17 protein-coding genes and 1 pseudogene are annotated in these 17,345 nt (G+C 51.3%); 15 read left to right on the plus strand and 3 right to left on the minus strand.

The window, feature by feature from the left end; translation table 11 throughout:
* Window positions 1-222: 222 nt before the first annotated feature.
* A pseudogene (locus ACT3T6_RS13885) lies at window positions 223-1,509 on the minus strand (IS701 family transposase).
* Window positions 1,510-2,017: 508 nt separating this feature from the next.
* Here ACT3T6_RS13885 and ACT3T6_RS13890 point away from each other — a divergent pair.
* Window positions 2,018-2,689, plus strand: coding sequence for an ankyrin repeat domain-containing protein (locus ACT3T6_RS13890; protein WP_193054549.1), 672 nt, complete (start codon window positions 2,018-2,020; stop codon window positions 2,687-2,689).
* Window positions 2,690-2,906: 217 nt separating this feature from the next.
* On the opposite strand, the gene ACT3T6_RS13895 is transcribed toward ACT3T6_RS13890, so the two are convergent.
* A complete protein-coding gene (locus ACT3T6_RS13895; protein WP_172118812.1) occupies window positions 2,907-3,119 on the minus strand; it encodes a hypothetical protein in 213 nt (70 codons plus the stop codon).
* Window positions 3,120-3,464: 345 nt separating this feature from the next.
* On the opposite strand from ACT3T6_RS13895, the gene ACT3T6_RS13900 reads away from it, so the two are divergent.
* From ACT3T6_RS13900 to ACT3T6_RS13955, 12 genes are all read left to right on the plus strand, one after another.
* Window positions 3,465-4,463 (plus strand): COX15/CtaA family protein, encoded by a 999-nt coding sequence (locus ACT3T6_RS13900; RefSeq protein ID WP_172118811.1) that lies wholly within the window; start codon window positions 3,465-3,467, stop codon window positions 4,461-4,463.
* 70 nt (window positions 4,464-4,533) lie between these two features.
* The gene (locus ACT3T6_RS13905; RefSeq protein ID WP_172118810.1) at window positions 4,534-5,019 is read left to right on the plus strand and encodes a DUF2489 domain-containing protein; all 486 of its coding nucleotides are present in this window, start codon (window positions 4,534-4,536) and stop codon (window positions 5,017-5,019) included.
* A 274-nt stretch (window positions 5,020-5,293) separates the two neighbouring features.
* Window positions 5,294-6,166 (plus strand): OmpA family protein, encoded by an 873-nt coding sequence (locus ACT3T6_RS13910; RefSeq protein ID WP_172118809.1) that lies wholly within the window; start codon window positions 5,294-5,296, stop codon window positions 6,164-6,166.
* 227 nt (window positions 6,167-6,393) lie between these two features.
* On the plus strand, window positions 6,394-8,316 hold the full coding sequence (gene thrS, locus ACT3T6_RS13915; protein ID WP_172118808.1) for a threonine--tRNA ligase: 1,923 nt from the start codon (window positions 6,394-6,396) through the stop codon (window positions 8,314-8,316).
* 60 nt (window positions 8,317-8,376) lie between these two features.
* Window positions 8,377-8,868, plus strand: a complete 492-nt coding sequence (infC, locus tag ACT3T6_RS13920; protein ID WP_193054550.1) for a translation initiation factor IF-3 — start codon at window positions 8,377-8,379, stop codon at window positions 8,866-8,868.
* Window positions 8,869-8,949: 81 nt separating this feature from the next.
* A complete protein-coding gene (gene rpmI, locus ACT3T6_RS13925) occupies window positions 8,950-9,144 on the plus strand; it encodes a 50S ribosomal protein L35 (RefSeq protein WP_087111489.1) in 195 nt (64 codons plus the stop codon).
* 54 nt (window positions 9,145-9,198) lie between these two features.
* Window positions 9,199-9,552 (plus strand): 50S ribosomal protein L20, encoded by a 354-nt coding sequence (gene rplT / locus ACT3T6_RS13930; RefSeq protein WP_018916261.1) that lies wholly within the window; start codon window positions 9,199-9,201, stop codon window positions 9,550-9,552.
* A 151-nt stretch (window positions 9,553-9,703) separates the two neighbouring features.
* On the plus strand, window positions 9,704-10,723 hold the full coding sequence (gene pheS, locus ACT3T6_RS13935; RefSeq protein ID WP_193054551.1) for a phenylalanine--tRNA ligase subunit alpha: 1,020 nt from the start codon (window positions 9,704-9,706) through the stop codon (window positions 10,721-10,723).
* 26 nt (window positions 10,724-10,749) lie between these two features.
* Entirely contained in the window at window positions 10,750-13,131 is a 2,382-nt protein-coding gene (gene pheT, locus ACT3T6_RS13940; protein ID WP_193054552.1) for a phenylalanine--tRNA ligase subunit beta, read from the plus strand.
* Window positions 13,132-13,197: 66 nt separating this feature from the next.
* Window positions 13,198-13,497: an integration host factor subunit alpha gene (locus tag ACT3T6_RS13945; protein ID WP_087111483.1), complete on the plus strand. Its 300-nt coding sequence runs from the start codon at window positions 13,198-13,200 to the stop codon at window positions 13,495-13,497.
* Window positions 13,498-13,701: 204 nt separating this feature from the next.
* Entirely contained in the window at window positions 13,702-14,163 is a 462-nt protein-coding gene (locus ACT3T6_RS13950) for a flavodoxin (protein WP_193054553.1), read from the plus strand.
* 3 nt (window positions 14,164-14,166) lie between these two features.
* On the plus strand, window positions 14,167-14,541 hold the full coding sequence (locus ACT3T6_RS13955; RefSeq protein WP_193054554.1) for a hypothetical protein: 375 nt from the start codon (window positions 14,167-14,169) through the stop codon (window positions 14,539-14,541).
* Between the two features lie 42 nt (window positions 14,542-14,583).
* Here the strand turns inward: ACT3T6_RS13955 and ACT3T6_RS13960 are convergent, their stop codons facing one another.
* Entirely contained in the window at window positions 14,584-14,709 is a 126-nt protein-coding gene (locus ACT3T6_RS13960; RefSeq protein WP_193054555.1) for an EAL domain-containing protein, read from the minus strand.
* Between the two features lie 593 nt (window positions 14,710-15,302).
* Between ACT3T6_RS13960 and tig the strand changes: the two genes are divergently transcribed.
* A complete protein-coding gene (gene tig / locus ACT3T6_RS13965) occupies window positions 15,303-16,655 on the plus strand; it encodes a trigger factor (protein WP_193057204.1) in 1,353 nt (450 codons plus the stop codon).
* A gap of 69 nt (window positions 16,656-16,724) precedes the next feature.
* Window positions 16,725-17,342 carry an ATP-dependent Clp endopeptidase proteolytic subunit ClpP gene (clpP, locus tag ACT3T6_RS13970; RefSeq protein ID WP_193057203.1) on the plus strand — a complete coding sequence of 206 codons (618 nt, stop codon included), beginning with the start codon at window positions 16,725-16,727 and terminating at the stop codon, window positions 17,340-17,342.
* Window positions 17,343-17,345 lie beyond the last annotated feature (3 nt).

The raw sequence follows: 17,345 nt of genomic DNA on the forward strand, positions 1-17,345 counted from the left end.
TGGGGTCTCCCCATGCGAGAGTAGGTCATCGTCAGGCACTTATACCGCAGAAAACCCAGCCAACCGGCTGGGTTTTTTGTGTGCGCTAGAAAAGTGTGGAATGTCTCCCAGCGAGATTTCAATGCGTTTGCACTAGTACTACTGTGTCATAAACATCGTGATCGACTACCCAGCGCTATCATGATCGCCTGATTTAGCTCCCATCGCAGGGTGGCGATGGAGTTAACCACGTGGCGTTGTGCGCGTTTTATGACCCCGCGCCCAGTAGCCTTCGGATACGGCAACTGCCTGGCAGGGGCTGATTTTTTTTTGATCCCCACAACGTAGGCGCTCCATGACCAGAAAACCGTATGCGACCGTACACAGAGTGACGTGGTGGTGAAACCCCCGTCAGTTGCGCCCCTCGTAATGCTTCAGTCCAAACTCCTGCTTGAGTTCCTGATAATCTCGTTCGATGCGCCAGCGTCCTTTCGCTGTCGCCACCAGAGTGGTCAGTGACGTATCTTCCGGCAGATTGCTTAACCAATACTTCGCTGGCGCGGCGTCGCTTTGGGGCCATTCGATCAGCAACCACTCCGGTTCGCGCTTCTGCTGGCCGCGCGCCACACGCACTCGGACAGCGGTAAACCGGGAGCACAACGGCTTGTTGGTACCTTCCCGCCAGGTGATAGCCTGATAGGCATTGGCATCCAGCGACTTGGCCAGTGCTTGTGCCGACACTGGGTGATGCTCCGTGGTCTGCTGCCATCGTGTCGGCGGTCGCCCCTGGCCGGACCACTTCGGAGGCAGAGGCTCACTGCCAGGCGGCCAGACACTGATACCCTCCGGCACGTCAACGCAATAACTCAAGCCCCATTTTGCAAGCTGTTCTCGCCAGGGCGTCACTTTGCCGTAAGCCGCATCTGCCAGCACGATACCGGGCGTGATACCGGCCTCCAGTGTCTCGCGCACCTGCTGAAGGACAATCTCCGGTTTGGTGGCAAAGTCGACCTCTTCTAGCACGCCAGCGCGGCGACAGCGCGCCGGATCGTTTGTCCATGATGTGGGCAAATAAAGCCGCCATGCGACCGGCAGGCTGGCCTGTTCGGTCGCCACCGATAGGCTAACGGCGACCTGACAATTGTCCTGTTTACCAATCTCACCGCAGTATTGGCGGCTAACGCCCACCGAATGCCGTCCTTTCTTGCGAATACCGGTGTCATCGATAATCCAGAAAGGCGTCGTATCGGGGGGAAGCAAGTAGGGTAGCACCTGCTGCGCCACGCCATTAAGCATCCCTCGGTCAGACCATCCAGAGCGAGCCACCAGGTGATGCAGCGACTGATGACAGGCCTGAACGTTATACGGATCGACACTGGCGGCGATGGGCTCGATACTCTTGCGTTTCAGCGGCAGCATCAAGCCACGACAGTAATCCTGAAAACCTTGCACCCGATCAGCATGGCCCAGGCGAGGCGCTAGCTCATCAAGATACGTCTCGAAGCGGTCGTGAAGTGCGTCGTTTACCATAATGCGAAATCGCTATACAGAGGACACAATACGTATTGATAACATGTCTATTTATGACACAGTAGTACTAGGCTAAAGCTGAGCACTGGAGGCAGAGCGACAGGTATGGCTTTTTCAATACACAATTGATTCTGCTCTTCGATGCATAGTAGGTTTCTTCGGCACTAAATTAGAAGGCTGGGAGGCGATGAACTCAGCAAGGCCGGCGGTCTCGCGACCAAAGACAGTGGAGGTGAAAGCTTTACGTGGTCCGGTATATGGACCCGAATTGTCAGCCTTTAATAGTGCCTTGGTCGCACCGTCGCGTGCGACCAAGGAATTCCTTTTTAGTTATTGGAGAAATAACCCTTTTGTACTAACGTAAGTTGCCGATGCAGATGGGCTGCTGCCAGCCTGATCGCCTTTCAAAAAAAGTATTCTATGCTAAAGGAGCCCCTGCAATTTGCAAGGTTGGAATGTTGTCCATCGTTGGCATTTGTTACCAATAAACTAAGCGGGGGACCCCTTCATGTATTTACGTACTTTTTTTGTAGGAACTGTTGCATTGTTGTTAGCAGTCTTTCCATTCATCACGGCAAGTAAAGCCATGGACGAAACGCAATTGCATAATGCGGCTAAACAAAATGATGCTTCCCTTGTCACTCGACTCTTGGCGGAGGGTGCGGAAATAGACGCGCATAATAGCAGTGGTGCGACAGCGTTGTTAATAGCCTCCCGCACCAACGCAGTCGAAGCGGCCAGGGTCCTCATCGAGTCTGGGGCTGATGTCAATGCGAAGGACAACATCCTCGACAGCCCCTATCTCTATGCAGGTGCGCGCTGTCATTTGGAGATCCTCAGGATGACGCTGACGCATGGAGCTGACCTGAAAAGCACTAACCATTACGGCGGGACGGCGCTTATCCCAGCCGCGGAGCGCAGGCATGTTGAGACGGTACGAACTTTGATTGAGGCAGGGGTTGACGTAGATCACGTTAACAATCTTCATTGGACCGCGCTGCTGGAGGCAATCATCTTGGGCGATGGGCAGGCCCACCATCGGAAAATCGTAGAGTTGTTAGTTGAGGCAGGCGCTAATGTTAACTTGGCGGATGGTAACGGCGTGACGCCACTGCAGCATGCAAGCGGTGCTAACTATCAGGATATCGAAAAAATCCTTATCGCTTCTGGCGCCCGCTAATATAAGGCCTAACCGCCACTTTTTTGTCAGCTAGTCATGCAAATAGCCAACGAGCTTGAAAAATAAAGCGACTCAAGGCCTGCTCAAGGTCATGGCTAAGCATTATTCATTGCTTTAAGGCTTACAGATAGCAAACTCTTAAGTTTAGATTCTTCCAAGTTATGATTAGCGTTAAGGCCTTGCAACAAGGATAAGAAGAGGGCTAGTGCTAACGGTGCTACTGAGTTTCTGGAATTTCACCTGGTACGCGGTATCTGACACTTTCTGCTTGCTGCTCTTCATAGCGTTTATTTTCATCGTCCGGCACAACGCCAAGTACGGTTTCTTTTGAGCCGTCTGGCCAGGTATACGTCGTGCATCCCGCTAGCGACGCCATTGCTATTAACGCCAGAAAAGCCACTATCCCGGTGGTGAGACGATATTGCAGCATAAAATTATTCCCTGTATTACGTTGGATTAATGAAAAGAATACGGAATTGTAGCAGTGACTATAGGGCTCATGTCAGCGGGTTGTAAATCGTCTTTTGTGTTGTGCGTACGAATAACCGTTTAAAAATAAATGTCTACACTGATATAGAGCGATAATACTGTATGGGGTGTGAGGGTATTTCGTTGGTTGACGATAGGCTTGGAGGAAAAGCCGGGGGGGGGCTCTTGAGACAAGTTAGCCCTTATCTAGCTGCTAATATAAGGTAACCATGGATAGATTGGCTTGTATCGAAGAGGTCTTTAATAGCCGATAGGGATACTGCCGACGAAAATGTAAGGATACATGATGCACTCATCGACAGAGCGCCGCTTGGTATGGCTTTCACGCTTAACGTTATTGGGAACGCTGCTGACTATTGTCGTTATCTTGGTCGGTGCCTGGACGCGTTTAGTGGACGCGGGGTTAGGTTGCCCGGATTGGCCTGGTTGCTATGGTCGCTTGCTCGTTCCTGATGGTGAGCATGCTGCTCTACGCCATCCCGATGCCCCCCTGGATGTTGCAAAAGCCTGGGTGGAAATGGTGCATCGTTATGTAGCTACTCTTCTCGGAATATTGGTTCTAAGCGTTTTAGTGCTTGGCTGGCCACTTCGCAATACTCGCCATTACCCTTGGTGCATTAGCGTGCTTCTAGTTGCCGCTATCATTATACAAGGGGGCTTTGGTGCATTTACCGTGACCCTCAAGCTTTGGCCTCAAGTGGTTACTTTACATTTGCTGGGCGGGCTAAGCGTATTGCTGCTCTTTTTCTGGCTGCATCTCAGGCTAACCAGTATTTCTGAGAAAAAGGTCATGGGAGCAAACTGCTTTAATGTTTTTTGGGGTTTAGCCGCCGTGCTATTGATTTTGCAGCTTGGTTTGGGGGGCTGGGTAACAAGTAACTATTCAGGTATGGCTTGCCAAGGGTTCCCTGCTTGTAATGGCCAGTGGTGGCCAACCATGGATCTTAGTGAAGGTTTCCATCTGACTCAAACGGTTGGCCCCAATTACCTGCATGGACAGCTGCATGCAGAAGCTCGGGTCGCGATTCACTATATGCATCGGCTAGGGGCGCTGTTGCTGGGTGTGTCACTCCTGATGCTTTGGTATCGATATCGCCACAACCCAAGTGTCGCTCGGGCGCTTGTATTTGTTATTGGGGTCTATGCGCTGCAGGTTGTACTTGGCATAGCCAACGTGTTGATGTGGTTGCCTTTGTGGTTGGCACTTGCGCATACTGCAGGGGCCGTTTTACTCGTGATTGGCATGGTGCGGGCTTGGTGGTGCGTGTGCTTGGGCGAGCGATAGAAGATAAGAGTTCAAATTTAAAATGATGTATAATTCCTGTTTAGTTTTTTGATGTACGACGGAGAGCATTATGAATTCGGTCAGCGCACTGATGGCGCTTACATTAGCGCTTGCTGTCATTGCGGCTTTATCCATGTACGCGCTTAAACTGCGCAAAGAGGTAAAACGCCGTGAAGCATTCCGCTTGGATGAAGATTTAAGGGCCCAGCAAAATAGCCTTGAAAATTTGGATTATGTAACAAGTGCATTGGTCCAAGGGCAGGTAGACATTACCGAAGGTTCATGGCGCTGTAAGGTGCTGCTTGAAATTGTTGATGCCAATCTTGCAGAGCATCCTGATTTTAAAGCCTTTTCTGAGGTTTATAACCGGACGCAGCATCTTAAAACGCACTCTGCTCGTGCCAATTTAACGCCCCGTGAGCGCATGAGCGAAGATAAGCAGCGTTTGGAAGTTGAGCGTGATATGAAGCCCGCGGTTCTGGCTGCTGCAGAAGCCGTTATAAAATGGCGTGCACAAGGTGGACCTGAGCTGTATAAAGGCGAAAATAAGAAGTAAGTTTGGTTTATTTTAGTGCGGCAATATGTTTTTTTGGTGCCGGATGTGGCAGTTTTGCTATGCTTGATATGTCGATGTTGGCAAGAAGTTGATATGTCGGCATTGTTGCCTTCAATGGTTAAAGCGTAATAATAGGCAGATTGTTCAATTCAGGCAGGGGAACGCCCGCGTGGTTAAAATTGAACAAGCGAAAAATGGATGCTCTCGCAATAAGAAGCATTGGATAGATTTGGCTATACGGCTAAGTCAGCATTGGATCAAGAAGGAGTCTTGTATGAAAAAGTCAACGACTGGGTTGCTAATCGGTTCCGCCTTGGTAGTGGGCCTTTCAGGCTGTGCCACTTCCGCTAATCAATCTTCTGGCCAAGCTGGTGCTAGCAGCAGTGACCGTAGCTGGTATCAGCACCCTGCTGTTTGCGGTCTGGCGGGAAGTTTGATTGGCGGTAGCATCGGCTATGCCACTAGCAGCTCTTCTGATGAAGATAGCGGTGCGGCAACGGGTGCTGTCGCTGGCGCTGCAATCGGTGGCCTGCTGTGTGCTGATCGTACGCCTGAGCCGGTAGCTCCGCAGTGCCCGACATACGGTGAAGTGCCTGCTGGTGTTGCCGTTGATGCGCAAGGTTGTCCGCTGGACTCCGATAATGACGGCGTGCCGGACTATCGTGACCAGTGTCCGGGTACCCCCGCTGGTGTAGAAGTAGACGCAGTAGGTTGCCCGCTAGACTCCGACGGTGACGGCGTGCCGGATTACCGTGACCAGTGCCCCAATACGCCAGCTGGCACCGAAGTAAACGCGCTGGGTTGCCCAGATAGCGTTGTTCTTCAAGACGTTAACTTCGAGTTTGATTCTGCTCAGTTGACCGATAATGCCCGTAACATCCTGAACGGTGTTGCTGAGCGTCTGGTTAATAACCCCGATGTGCGTGTAAGCATCGATGGTTATACCGATTCACGTGGTACAGCTGCTTATAACAAAGGCTTATCTCAGCGTCGTGCTGAATCTGTGACTGCTTATCTTGCTCAGCGTGGCGTAGAAGCTAACCGCATGCGTGCTGTTGGTTACGGTGAAGAGAATCCGATCGCTACGAACGAGACTGATGAAGGTCGCGCACTGAACCGCCGTGTTGAAATTGACGAGTGGAACTAATACGCAGACTGCTTGGGCGCTAAACGTGTAGTGCTTTTGCTGGATGTGCCGCACATTTACTGTGCGTATCGACGGGAGGCGTATGCCTCCCGTTTTTATTTTCTGCGGCGCTCAAGTCTGTTAGGCTACGCGCTTGTATAACGTTGTATCACTTATTAAACGCCACGATCATTGATAGCGAAATGTGATCCTTGGTATGGATCACCACTGCGCTCAAGGAATACTGAATGCCCATTGTGACACTACCTGACGGTAGCCAAAGAACATTTGAAGCACCACTTTCCATTATGCAGCTTGCAGAATCCATTGGCCCTGGTTTGGCTAAGGCCTGCGTTGCAGGGCGGATAGATGGCGTTTTAGTCGATGCTGCAGATGTTATCGAGCACGATGCAAACGTAGCGATTATTACTGCGCGTGACCCAGACGGCGTGGAGATCATTCGTCACTCCTGCGCGCATTTGATTGGTCATGCGGTAAAGCAGCTTTACCCGGACGCTAAAATGGCGATTGGGCCGGTCATTGATAACGGCTTTTATTATGATGTCGACTTTGGTCGTTCAATTACGCCAGAAGATTTAGAGGCAATTGAAAAACGTATGCAAGCGCTAATAGAGCGCGAGTACGATGTTGTCCGTGAATATGTTGATCGCGATAAAGCAATGTCGACGTTTTCTCAGCGTGATGAAACGTATAAACAGGAAATTATTCACGATATTCCTGACGGTGCGGATATCCGGCTTTATCATCATGAAGAGTACACGGATATGTGCCGTGGCCCTCATGTGCCTAATACCCGCCATCTAAAAGCGTTTAAGTTGACGAAGCTTGCCGGCGCCTATTGGCGCGGGGATGCTTCAAATCCCATGCTGACGCGTATTTATGGCACTGCCTGGGGCGATAAAAAGCAGCTGAAAGCGTACTTGAAGCGGCTTGAAGAGGCTGAAAAACGCGATCACCGTAAGCTTGCGCGCCGTCTTGATCTCTTCCATATGCAGGAAGAGGCGCCAGGGATGGTGTTTTGGCATCCGAACGGTTGGGCGTTATGGCAGCAGATCGAACAGTATATGCGAGGCGTTTATAAAGACGGCGGTTACCAGGAAATTCGCTGCCCGCAAATAATGGACGTATCGTTGTGGAAAAAATCAGGACATTGGGATAATTACGCGGACGGTATGTTCTTTACCGAATCCGAGAAGCGCGAGTATGCTCTCAAGCCCATGAATTGCCCTGGCCATGTGCAGGTGTTTAATTCCGGGTTGCGTAGCTACCGTGAGCTTCCGGTTCGCTTTGGTGAGTTTGGTGGTTGTCATCGTAACGAGCCCTCTGGCGCTTTGCATGGCATTATGCGTGTTCGTGCGTTTACTCAAGATGATGGTCATGTGTTTTGCACCGAAGCCCAGGTTGAGCCCGAGGTCACCAGCTTTCATCGCCAGGCGCTTAAGGTCTATACCGATTTTGGGTTTGAAGATATTGCCATTAAAATTGCGCTTCGCCCTGAGAAAAGAATTGGTAGTGATGACGTTTGGGATGAGGCGGAAGATGCGTTGCGTCGCGCGTTAAAAGCGTGTGATGTCGAATGGCAGGAGCTCCCTGGTGAAGGTGCGTTCTATGGCCCCAAGATTGAATACCATATGAAAGATTGCTTGGGGCGCGAGTGGCAGGTGGGCACCATGCAGGTTGATTTCATGATGCCCGAGCGTTTAGGTGCTCAATATGTGACTGAAGAGGGCGAACGTAAGCCGCCGGTCATGTTGCACCGTGCTATAGTAGGCTCAATGGAGCGCTTCATTGGTATCTTGATTGAACATTATGCGGGCGCTATGCCATTATGGTTGGCACCTCAGCAGGCGGTAGTGATGACAATCACCGATGCGCAGCGTGATTACGCTCTTGAATTAGAGCAACGTCTGCAAAAAAGTGGCTTACGAGCTAAAGCGGACTTGAGGAACGAGAAGATCGGCTTTAAAATCCGTGAGCATACGTTACAGAAAATTCCCTATCTCCTTGTGGTGGGAGATAAGGAAGTCGAAGCTGACTCAGTGGCCGTGCGAACTCGCAGCGGCGAAAACCTCGGCACAATGACAGTCGATGCACTTATCGAGCGTCTTGGTGCGGAGCGAGCAGCCCTGGCGACATCGTCAATTGCCTAAGGAGACGGAACGATCAAGCGAAGCAATCAGCGCGGGCGTCCAGCAGACAAACGCCCACCAATGAACGAGCGAATTACCGAAGAAGAAGTGCGTTTAATCGATGCTGAAGGTGAGCAGTTGGGCGTTGTGCCTACCACCGAAGCGATTGAGCGTGCAGAAACTGCCGGTTTAGACCTCGTGCAAATTTCGAATGCCGATCCCATTGTCTGTAAGATTATGGATTACGGTAAATTCGTTTTTGAGACGAAGAAGCAGAAAGCGGCTCAAAAGAAAAAGCAAAAGCAAATCCAGGTTAAGGAAGTTAAATTCCGTCCTGGCACCGACGAAGGCGATTATCAGGTAAAATTGAAAAACCTGATGCGCTTTTTGGAAGGTGGTGACAAGGGTAAGGTCACTTTGCGCTTCCGTGGTCGTGAAATGGCGCACCAGGACATCGGCCGCAAGCTGATGGAAAGGATCGCGGCAGACCTGGAAGAGATCGGAACGGTGGAATCCTTCCCGAAAATGGAAGGCCGCCAGATGATCATGATTCTTGCCCCGAAAAAGAAGTGATCCAACGGCGAAACCAACGGGCCATCGCGTAGGTGATGGTCGGCCCTGGATTTTCTAAAAAATATCGAGCGGAGTTTTCTCATGCCGAAAATCAAAAGCAACAGCGGCGCTGCAAAGCGCTTTAAAAAGACCGCTAATGGCTTCAAGCACAAGCAGTCTCACCGTAGCCACATCCTGACCAAAAAATCGACTAAGCGTAAGCGTCAGCTGCGTGGAATGAAGCAGGTTCACGCTGCTGATAAAGCGCTGATCCAGCGCATGCTGCCAAACCTATAAGTCGTTTTTTTGTCTGAGTGCTTAAAGCCTCAGCTATAAAGTCAGGAGTGTGTTATGACTCGTGTTAAGCGTGGTGTAGTTGCCCGTCGTCGCCATAAAAAAGTATTGAAGCAGGCTAAAGGTTACTACGGTGCCCGTTCGCGTGTTTTCCGTGTAGCTAAACAGGCCGTTATCAAAGCAGGTCAGTATGCTTATCGTGACCGCCGCAACCGTAAGCGTCAGTTCCGTGCGCTGTGGATTCAGCGTATTAACGCTGCTGCACGCATCAACGGTATGTCTTACAGCCGCTTTGTTGGCGGTTTGAAGAAAGCCGGCATCGAAATTGACCGTAAAGTATTGGCTGATCTGGCTGTACACGAAAAAGCCGCATTTGCTGCTATCGTGGAAAAAGCCAAGGCTGCCCAATAACGTCATAGCTGTGCAAATGCCAGCGTGAATTGACGAAGGTCATTTCAGTGTGACCCGCAGGGGAAGAGCAGCCGCTCTTCCCCTGTTTTTTTGTCACCTTCAATGTGCGACACCCTCATAAAAGGGAACCGCTTAATTCGGAGTGAAACGGATGGACCACCTTCCTACTCTGGTGTCTGAAGCACGTGATGCCATTCAGGCTTCGCAAGATGTTGCTTCGCTGGATGAGTTGCGAGTTCGCTATTTAGGCAAAAAAGGCGAAGTAACGGCTTTGCTGAAAGGGTTAGGCAAGCTAACAGCCGAAGAGCGCCCGGCTGCTGGCGAACGCATTAACCAGGCAAAGCAAACATTGGCTAATGAAATTGACGCTAAGCGCCAGCAGCTTGAAAACGCAGCATTGAATGCACGGTTGGCCGCTGAGCGCATCGATGTTACGTTGCCGGGCCGTGGGCAGGCCAGTGGTGGCTTGCACCCGGTTACGCGTACGCTTGAACGTATCGAAAGCTTATTTACGCGTATCGGTTATGACGTCGCGGTAGGACCAGAAATTGAAGATGACTATCACAATTTCGAAGCGCTCAATATTCCTGCGCATCACCCGGCACGCGGCATGGCGGATACGTTCTATTTTGATGCAACGCGGCTGTTAAGAACGCACACTTCACCCGTTCAAGTGCGCACAATGAAAGAGAGCGAGCCGCCCATTCGGATTGTGTGCCCCGGACGCGTTTATCGTAGCGACTCCGACCTGACGCATACGCCTATGTTTCACCAAGTGGAAGGACTGCTGGTGGACGAAGGGGTTAGCTTTGCTGACCTAAAGGGCACGATTGAAGACTTTCTGCAGGCGTTTTTTGAGCGGGACTACCTTTCTGTTCGCTTCCGCCCTTCGTATTTTCCATTTACCGAGCCTTCTGCTGAAGTCGATATCCAATGCGTTATGTGCAGCGGTTCAGGCTGCCGTGTTTGCTCGCATAGTGGCTGGCTGGAAGTAATGGGTTGCGGCATGGTACATCCTGAAGTTTTCCGCCACTCGGGTATTGATACTGAACGCTATACCGGCTTTGCCTTTGGCATGGGGGCTGAGCGCTTAGCGATGCTGCGTTACGGTGTAAACGACTTGCGCCTGTTCTTTGAAAACGACCTGCGCTTCTTGCGCCAATTCGCTTAAGACCGCTGCCGAACACAGGAACGATCATGAAATTTTCAGAACAGTGGCTGCGCGAATGGGTATCACCGCAGCTGGACACGCAGGCGATTGCTGATCAGATCACGATGGCCGGCTTGGAAGTCGATGCAGTTGAAGCCGTAGCCGCTGCGTTTAGCGGCGTTGTCGTTGCTGAGGTGCTTACCAAAGAGAAGCACCCGGATGCCGACAAATTAAACGTATGTACCGTTAATGATGGCTCGGGTGAACCGGTGCAGGTGGTGTGCGGTGCAGCAAACGTGGATATCGGCCAGAAGATTCCTTTTGCTCAGGTAGGGGGCGTGCTGCCAGGCGATTTCAAAATCAAGAAGGCCAAGCTGCGCGGTGTAGAGTCACGCGGCATGATTTGTTCAGCATCGGAACTTGGGCTTGAGGAAGAAACCTCGCCTGGTATTCTGGTATTGGCTAATTCTGCGCCTGTTGGCGTCGATTTTCGCGAATATATGCACCTCAATGATATGACCATTGAGGTGGATCTTACGCCTAACCGCGGAGATTGCTTAAGTGTCAAAGGGCTTGCCCGTGAGGTGGGCGTACTTAATCGGTTAGCCGTAACGCCACCGGTCATTGAACCTGCCGCGGCTGTAATAGATGACACCTTTGCAGTCAGCGTTGAAGCACCTGAGCAGTGTCCTCGCTATGTGGGTCGCCTCATCAAGGGCATTAATGTAAAAGCGGAAACACCGCTTTGGATGGTAGAGCGTCTGCGTCGTAGCGGTATCCGTTCCATTGATCCTGTGGTGGACGTTACTAATTACGTCATGCTGGAGCTTGGCCAGCCGATGCACGCGTTTGATCGCGATAATTTGAACGGTCGCATCGTTGTGCGCATGGCGAAAGAGGGGGAGCGGCTAACCTTGCTGGATGGGCAAGACGTTGCCCTGCGCCCCGGAACATTAATGATTGCCGATGAGGCGGGTCCGCTTGCCATGGCGGGAGTCATGGGCGGAGAGAATTCTGGGGTTAACGAAACTACCCAGACGATTTTCCTGGAGTCGGCATTTTTTACACCACTGGCGATTGCGGGTAAGGCGCGCTCTTACGGTTTGCACACCGATGCGTCACACCGGTTTGAGCGTGGCGTGGACCCTGAGCTTGCTACAGCGGCCATTGAGCGTGCGACACGCTTACTGTTGGATATTTGTGGCGGCCAGCCTGGCCCTGTCACTGCATGCGTCAGTGAAGAGCATGTGCCTGCTTCTCGCACTATTTTGCTGCGTGAAGCGCGTTTGGAAAGTGCGCTTTCCAAGAAATTGGCCAATGAAGATGTCACCGACATTCTGACGCGTTTGGGTCTTGAGGTGAGTCAGCAGGCTGAAGGCTGGTCGGCTGTTGCGCCTAGCTGGCGTTTCGATGTCGCGATTGAAGAAGACCTGATCGAAGAGATCGCCCGAATTCATGGCTACAATAATCTGCCTGTTCGTCGCCCGGCTGCACGGTTAGCGCTGCGCTCTGCAGATGAAGCAACACTCACCCAAGCGCAGTTGCGTCGCCAAATGGTCGCTCGTGGTTTCCAGGAGGCGATTACTTATAGCTTTGTGGCTCCCGAGCTTCAGGCCGCTATATTGCCTGATGCCGTCTCTCCGGTGCTTGCTAACCCCATTTCAGCGGATCTCTCAGTGATGCGGGCCAGTCTTTTCCCGGGGCTGGTGCGGGCCATGGAGCATAACTTAAACCGTCAGCAAACCCGTGTTCGCCTGTTCGAAACGGGGCTGGTATTTAATGGCGAGCTGGATCAACTGTCCCAGGTTCCCATGATGGGGGCGTTAGTCTGTGGTAGTCGGGAAACGGAAGGCTGGGCAGGTTCTAAAGAGCGTATCGACTTTTACGATCTCAAAGGGGATCTTGAAAGCCTTTTAGCCTTGGGTGGCAATCTTGATGCGTGGCGCTTTGAGCCAGCCGAGCATCCAGCGCTTCACCCCGGCCAGAGTGCTGAAATACAGTACAACGGCGAGCATGCCGGTTGGATTGGGACTTTGCACCCGCAAGTGCGCGCCAAGCTGGGCCTTAAAGTGGATGCGGTACTCTTTGAAGTACGCCTGGATACGTTAAGCCAAGGGCAGATCCCGGCCTTTGAAGCGTTATCACGTTATCCTGAAGTGCGACGCGATCTGGCGTTTATCGTAAAGCAAGTGGTGCCCGTTCAGGCTCTACTGGATTGCGCTAAAGAAAAAGCCGGTGATTACTTAAAAGACATTACGCTATTTGATGTCTATGCTGGTAAAGGCGTGGCGGACGACCATAAGAGTATTGCGTTAGGCTTGACCTGGCAGCATCCTTCACGCACGCTAAACGATGAAGAAATCAACCAGTTGGTAGATTCCATCGTGACACAAGTGCGTGTCCAGTTGGAGGCTGAGCTACGCGGCTGACAATAATATGCCACGACACGGCGCTTATCACGTTCTTGGCAATGCGTTTGCTACAAGGAGGGTCCTATGGGTGCGTTGACCAAAGCAGAGCTGGCAGAGCATTTACATACTGAGCTGGCACTGTCTAAACGAGAAGCAAAAACCATGGTCGAAGCTTTTTTCGAAGAGATTCGAGCCTGCTTACGAGAAAATGAACAGGTTAAGCTGTCTGGGTTTGGTAACTTTGATTTGCGTGATAAGCGTGAACGGCCGGGCCGTAACCCAAAAACCGGTGAAGAAATACCTATTTCTGCCCGCCGTGTTGTGACCTTTCGACCAGGTCAAAAATTAAAGCAGCAAGTCGAGCACTATGTGAAAACCAAGTAGTCCTTGATGTTAATGACCTACCCGTAGCGTCGTTTTCGCTATATAACGGAGTGCCTTTGGGCGCTCCGTTTTTTTATGCGCCACGGTGCATACAGCCTTGTCTGTTCATTTGCGAAATGTGCCGTATAAATGAAGTATGTTAATATTCCTGCAAATTCAACGGCTATTTATCAACGCCGTGACACTTAATAGGGGATAGCAACAATGCCTCAACTGAACATATTGGTTGGCACGATGTATGGCGGTGCGTTAGATGTGGCTGAGCAGGTAAAGCCATTATTCGAGCAAGCGGGCTTTGCCGTTAATATTGTTGAGCAGCCGACGCTTGATGATCTAACGAGCCATGAAGATCTCTCATTATTCGTGCTCTCTACCACTGGCAGTGGTGACTTTCCCGGTAATTTTGTGCCCTTTGTGCGCAGCTTAAAAGATACAAGCCCAGCCCTTACGGCATTACGCTACGGCATGATTGCGTTAGGCGACAGCTCCTACGGTGATACATACTGTGGTGCGGGCAGAGCGCTTGATGCGTTACTTGAAGACCATGGGGCACGCCGTTTGGGTGACCGGTTGGAAATTGATGCCATGGAAACATTTATGGCAGATGATGCCGCACTACCGTGGGTCGAGACGTGGATTGAAGAGCAGCAGCTAAAGGTAGCCTAAGCAATGCAGCCGATGCCTTTTTCAGCAGAGCGCATTAGTGTTGCGCTCGGTTTGTGTGTGGTGATGCTGGCATCTTTGCCGCGTTTTATGGCAGGTGGGCACAGTACCCGTCAAACGCTTATTGTGATGGGTGTCGTACTGGTTGCCAGTGCGGCGGTAGCGCAATGGCGTTTATTATCCCGTGACGCGCGCAAGCAATTACCTCGTCTTTGCCTACGGTTGGTGCTCATGCTGTTAGTGGGCGCTTTAGTCATGGGGGCTTGGCACGCGCTTTTTACCACATGGATCAGCTGGGAAGTCTTTATCTCTCACGCCGCTACCTGTGGTCTTTTAATGCATGCGGTAAGTTTATGGTGGCGCCCTAAACGCCATAAATAACCCGTTTAGGCCCAAAACCCTTGGATAAAATCGATAGTATACTCACCCCAGCAGGTCCCATTGCTGCTCCGTTTCGACGCCTTCGGCGACCGCCTTTATACCTGGCTCACGAGTAAGGCTTGCAATCGCCGCAACGATAGCGCGGCTGTTGTGCTCCTGCTGGTGCAAAGGTCTCAATAAAACTGCGATCTATTTTTAGGCTTTGGGCCGTAATATGATGCAGGTAGCTCAGTGATGAGAAGGGCCTCGCTGAGCAACATTTGATGCGGCGCGTTATGCACGGGTGATGCCATAAATGCGGCGATCGGCCGCATTAGAACCGAGGGCGTACTGAAATTGACCATCAAGGCGTCATGCTCTGTCCAGATACCTAATGCCTGATGGCTCTCCATAATGACAATAGAGCTGCAGTGGCGCTTCGCCATACGCTTTGCCGCTTGGCAAGGCGTATGGCGGGTGTGCAGTGCAAAATGCTGGTTTGCATAATGCGTGAAATAGGTAAGTCTTGATGAGTAGTCATGAGTATCGTTACGATAGCCAGTAAAGGTTGCTAAGTGGCAGGTAGCCTATCGTAATGAGCACGTAATTCTGTGTCCGAGGTCTAAAAGTAATAAATTAGTCACTTATTCCCTTGTAATTAACCGCAGCGCCCCCATCTTGCGAGCATGGCGCTTGCCACCGTGCGCTAGGGTTCTTAAAATTGCCCCTTGGAATTTATTTAAACACTGTTAATACAACGCCCAGCCGCTAGAGGACAATTCATGCAAGTTTCCGTCGAGACGACCTCCCAGATCGAACGCCGTATTTCTATCCAAGTACCGGCTGCCGAAATCGACGAGGCTGTCAGTGCTCGCCTGATAGACACCGCGAAAAACGTGCGGCTGAATGGTTTTCGCCAAGGCCGGGTACCAATGTCTGTTGTCCGCCAACGCTATAGCGACAGCGTTCGCAGTGAAGTAGTGGGCGAGGTAATGCGTGAGCGTTACGTACGTGCCATCACTGAAGAAGGCCTTAACCCGGCTGGCTACCCTCAGATTGAGCCGCAAATTAATGAAGCCGGTAAAGATCTTGAATTCGTAGCGATCATGGAAATTTATCCGCAGATCGAGTTGACCTCTATCGAAGGCACTGACGTTGAGCGCCCGGTGGTTAGCGTAAGCGATGCTGACGTTGATGAAATGATCGAGACGCTGCGTAAACAAAATGCCGATTGGCAAGATGCGGACACACCGGCAGCAGATGGCGATCAGGTAACGATTGATTTTAAAGGTTTCCTGGGCGATGAGCCGTTTGAAGGCGGTAGTGCTGAAGGTCACGCGCTAGTGATTGGCTCCAACAGCTTTATCCCAGGCTTTGAAGAGCAGTTAATCGGTGCCAAGGCTGGCGAAGAGAAAACCATCAAGGTTACTTTCCCGGAAGATTACCAGGCCGAGCATCTGGCAGGTAAGGAAGCCACCTTCAATGTAACGGTGCATAAAGTCAGCACGCAGAAGCTGCCTGAAATTGACGCTGCTTTCATTGAGCGCTTTGGCGTAGACGATGGCGACCAGGATAAATTCCGCGCTGAAATCAAAAAGAACATGACGCGTGAGGCGACTCAGGCCGTTGATAATCGTGTTAAGCAGCAGGTGCTGGACGCGCTTAAAGAAGCCAACGACATTCTGGTGCCAAGCTCGTTAGTTCAGCAAGAAACGGATGCAATGAAGCGTCAGGCTGCTCAACAGTTTGGCCTTGGCGAAGACTTTGATGTTAGCCAGCTGCCCAATGAGCTTTTTGAAGAGCAGGCCAAGGGCCGCGTTCAAGTAGGTCTTTTGCTGGCTGAAGTGATCAAGGTCAATGAGCTTGACGCTGACGATGCTGCGATTAAAGCAAAAGTTGAAGAGCTGGCCGAGCAGTACCAGGACCCTTCTGAGGTTGTTGAGTACTACATGAGCAACGACCAGCTGAAAACGCAGGTTAAGTCTGCCATTCTCGAAGAGAAAGCGGTCGATAAACTGCTTGAGCAAACGAACGTTAAAGACGTTGAAATGTCTTATCAGCAAGCATTAGCTGCCGCTCAGCAGCAGGCTGCACAAGACGAGGGTGCTGAAGAAGGCGAGAAAGCAGACGCCTAAGCAATCCCATCAGCGCGGCGCACTGTTCTCGGTGCGCCTTTCCCTTATCGGACGCAAGGAATCACCCAAATGAGTGGATTTGATATTCAAAACGCCGGCGGTTTAGTGCCCATGGTGGTTGAGCAGAGCGCCAAAGGGGAAAGAGCCTACGATATTTACTCGCGTCTGCTAAAAGAGCGTGTCATTTTCCTGGTAGGCCCTGTTGAAGACTACATGGCTAACCTTGTGGTCGCTCAGATGTTGTTCCTTGAGTCGGAAAACCCCGACAAGGATATCCATCTTTATATCAACTCGCCGGGTGGCTCGGTAACGGCAGGCATGTCGATTTATGACACCATGCAGTTTATTAAGCCCGATGTATCAACCGTATGTATTGGTCAAGCGGCCAGTATGGGCGCGCTGCTTTTAACAGCAGGCGCAGCCGGTAAGCGTTACTGCTTGCCTAATTCACGGGTCATGATTCATCAGCCGCTGGGGGGTTATCAGGGTCAGGCATCTGACATTGAAATCCATACCCGTGAGATTCTGGGAATCCGCGAAAAGTTGAATCAGATTCTTGCGCATCATACTGGTCAGGATCTGGAAGCGGTTGCCCGTGATACCGACCGTGACAATTTCATGAGCGCCAATAAAGCTCAAGAGTATGGCTTGATTGACGCAGTGCTGGATAAGCGGCCTACATCCTGATAG

This window comes from Halomonas sp. 72, from assembly GCF_052379785.1.
Taxonomy (GTDB): domain Bacteria; phylum Pseudomonadota; class Gammaproteobacteria; order Pseudomonadales; family Halomonadaceae; genus Vreelandella; species Vreelandella citrativorans.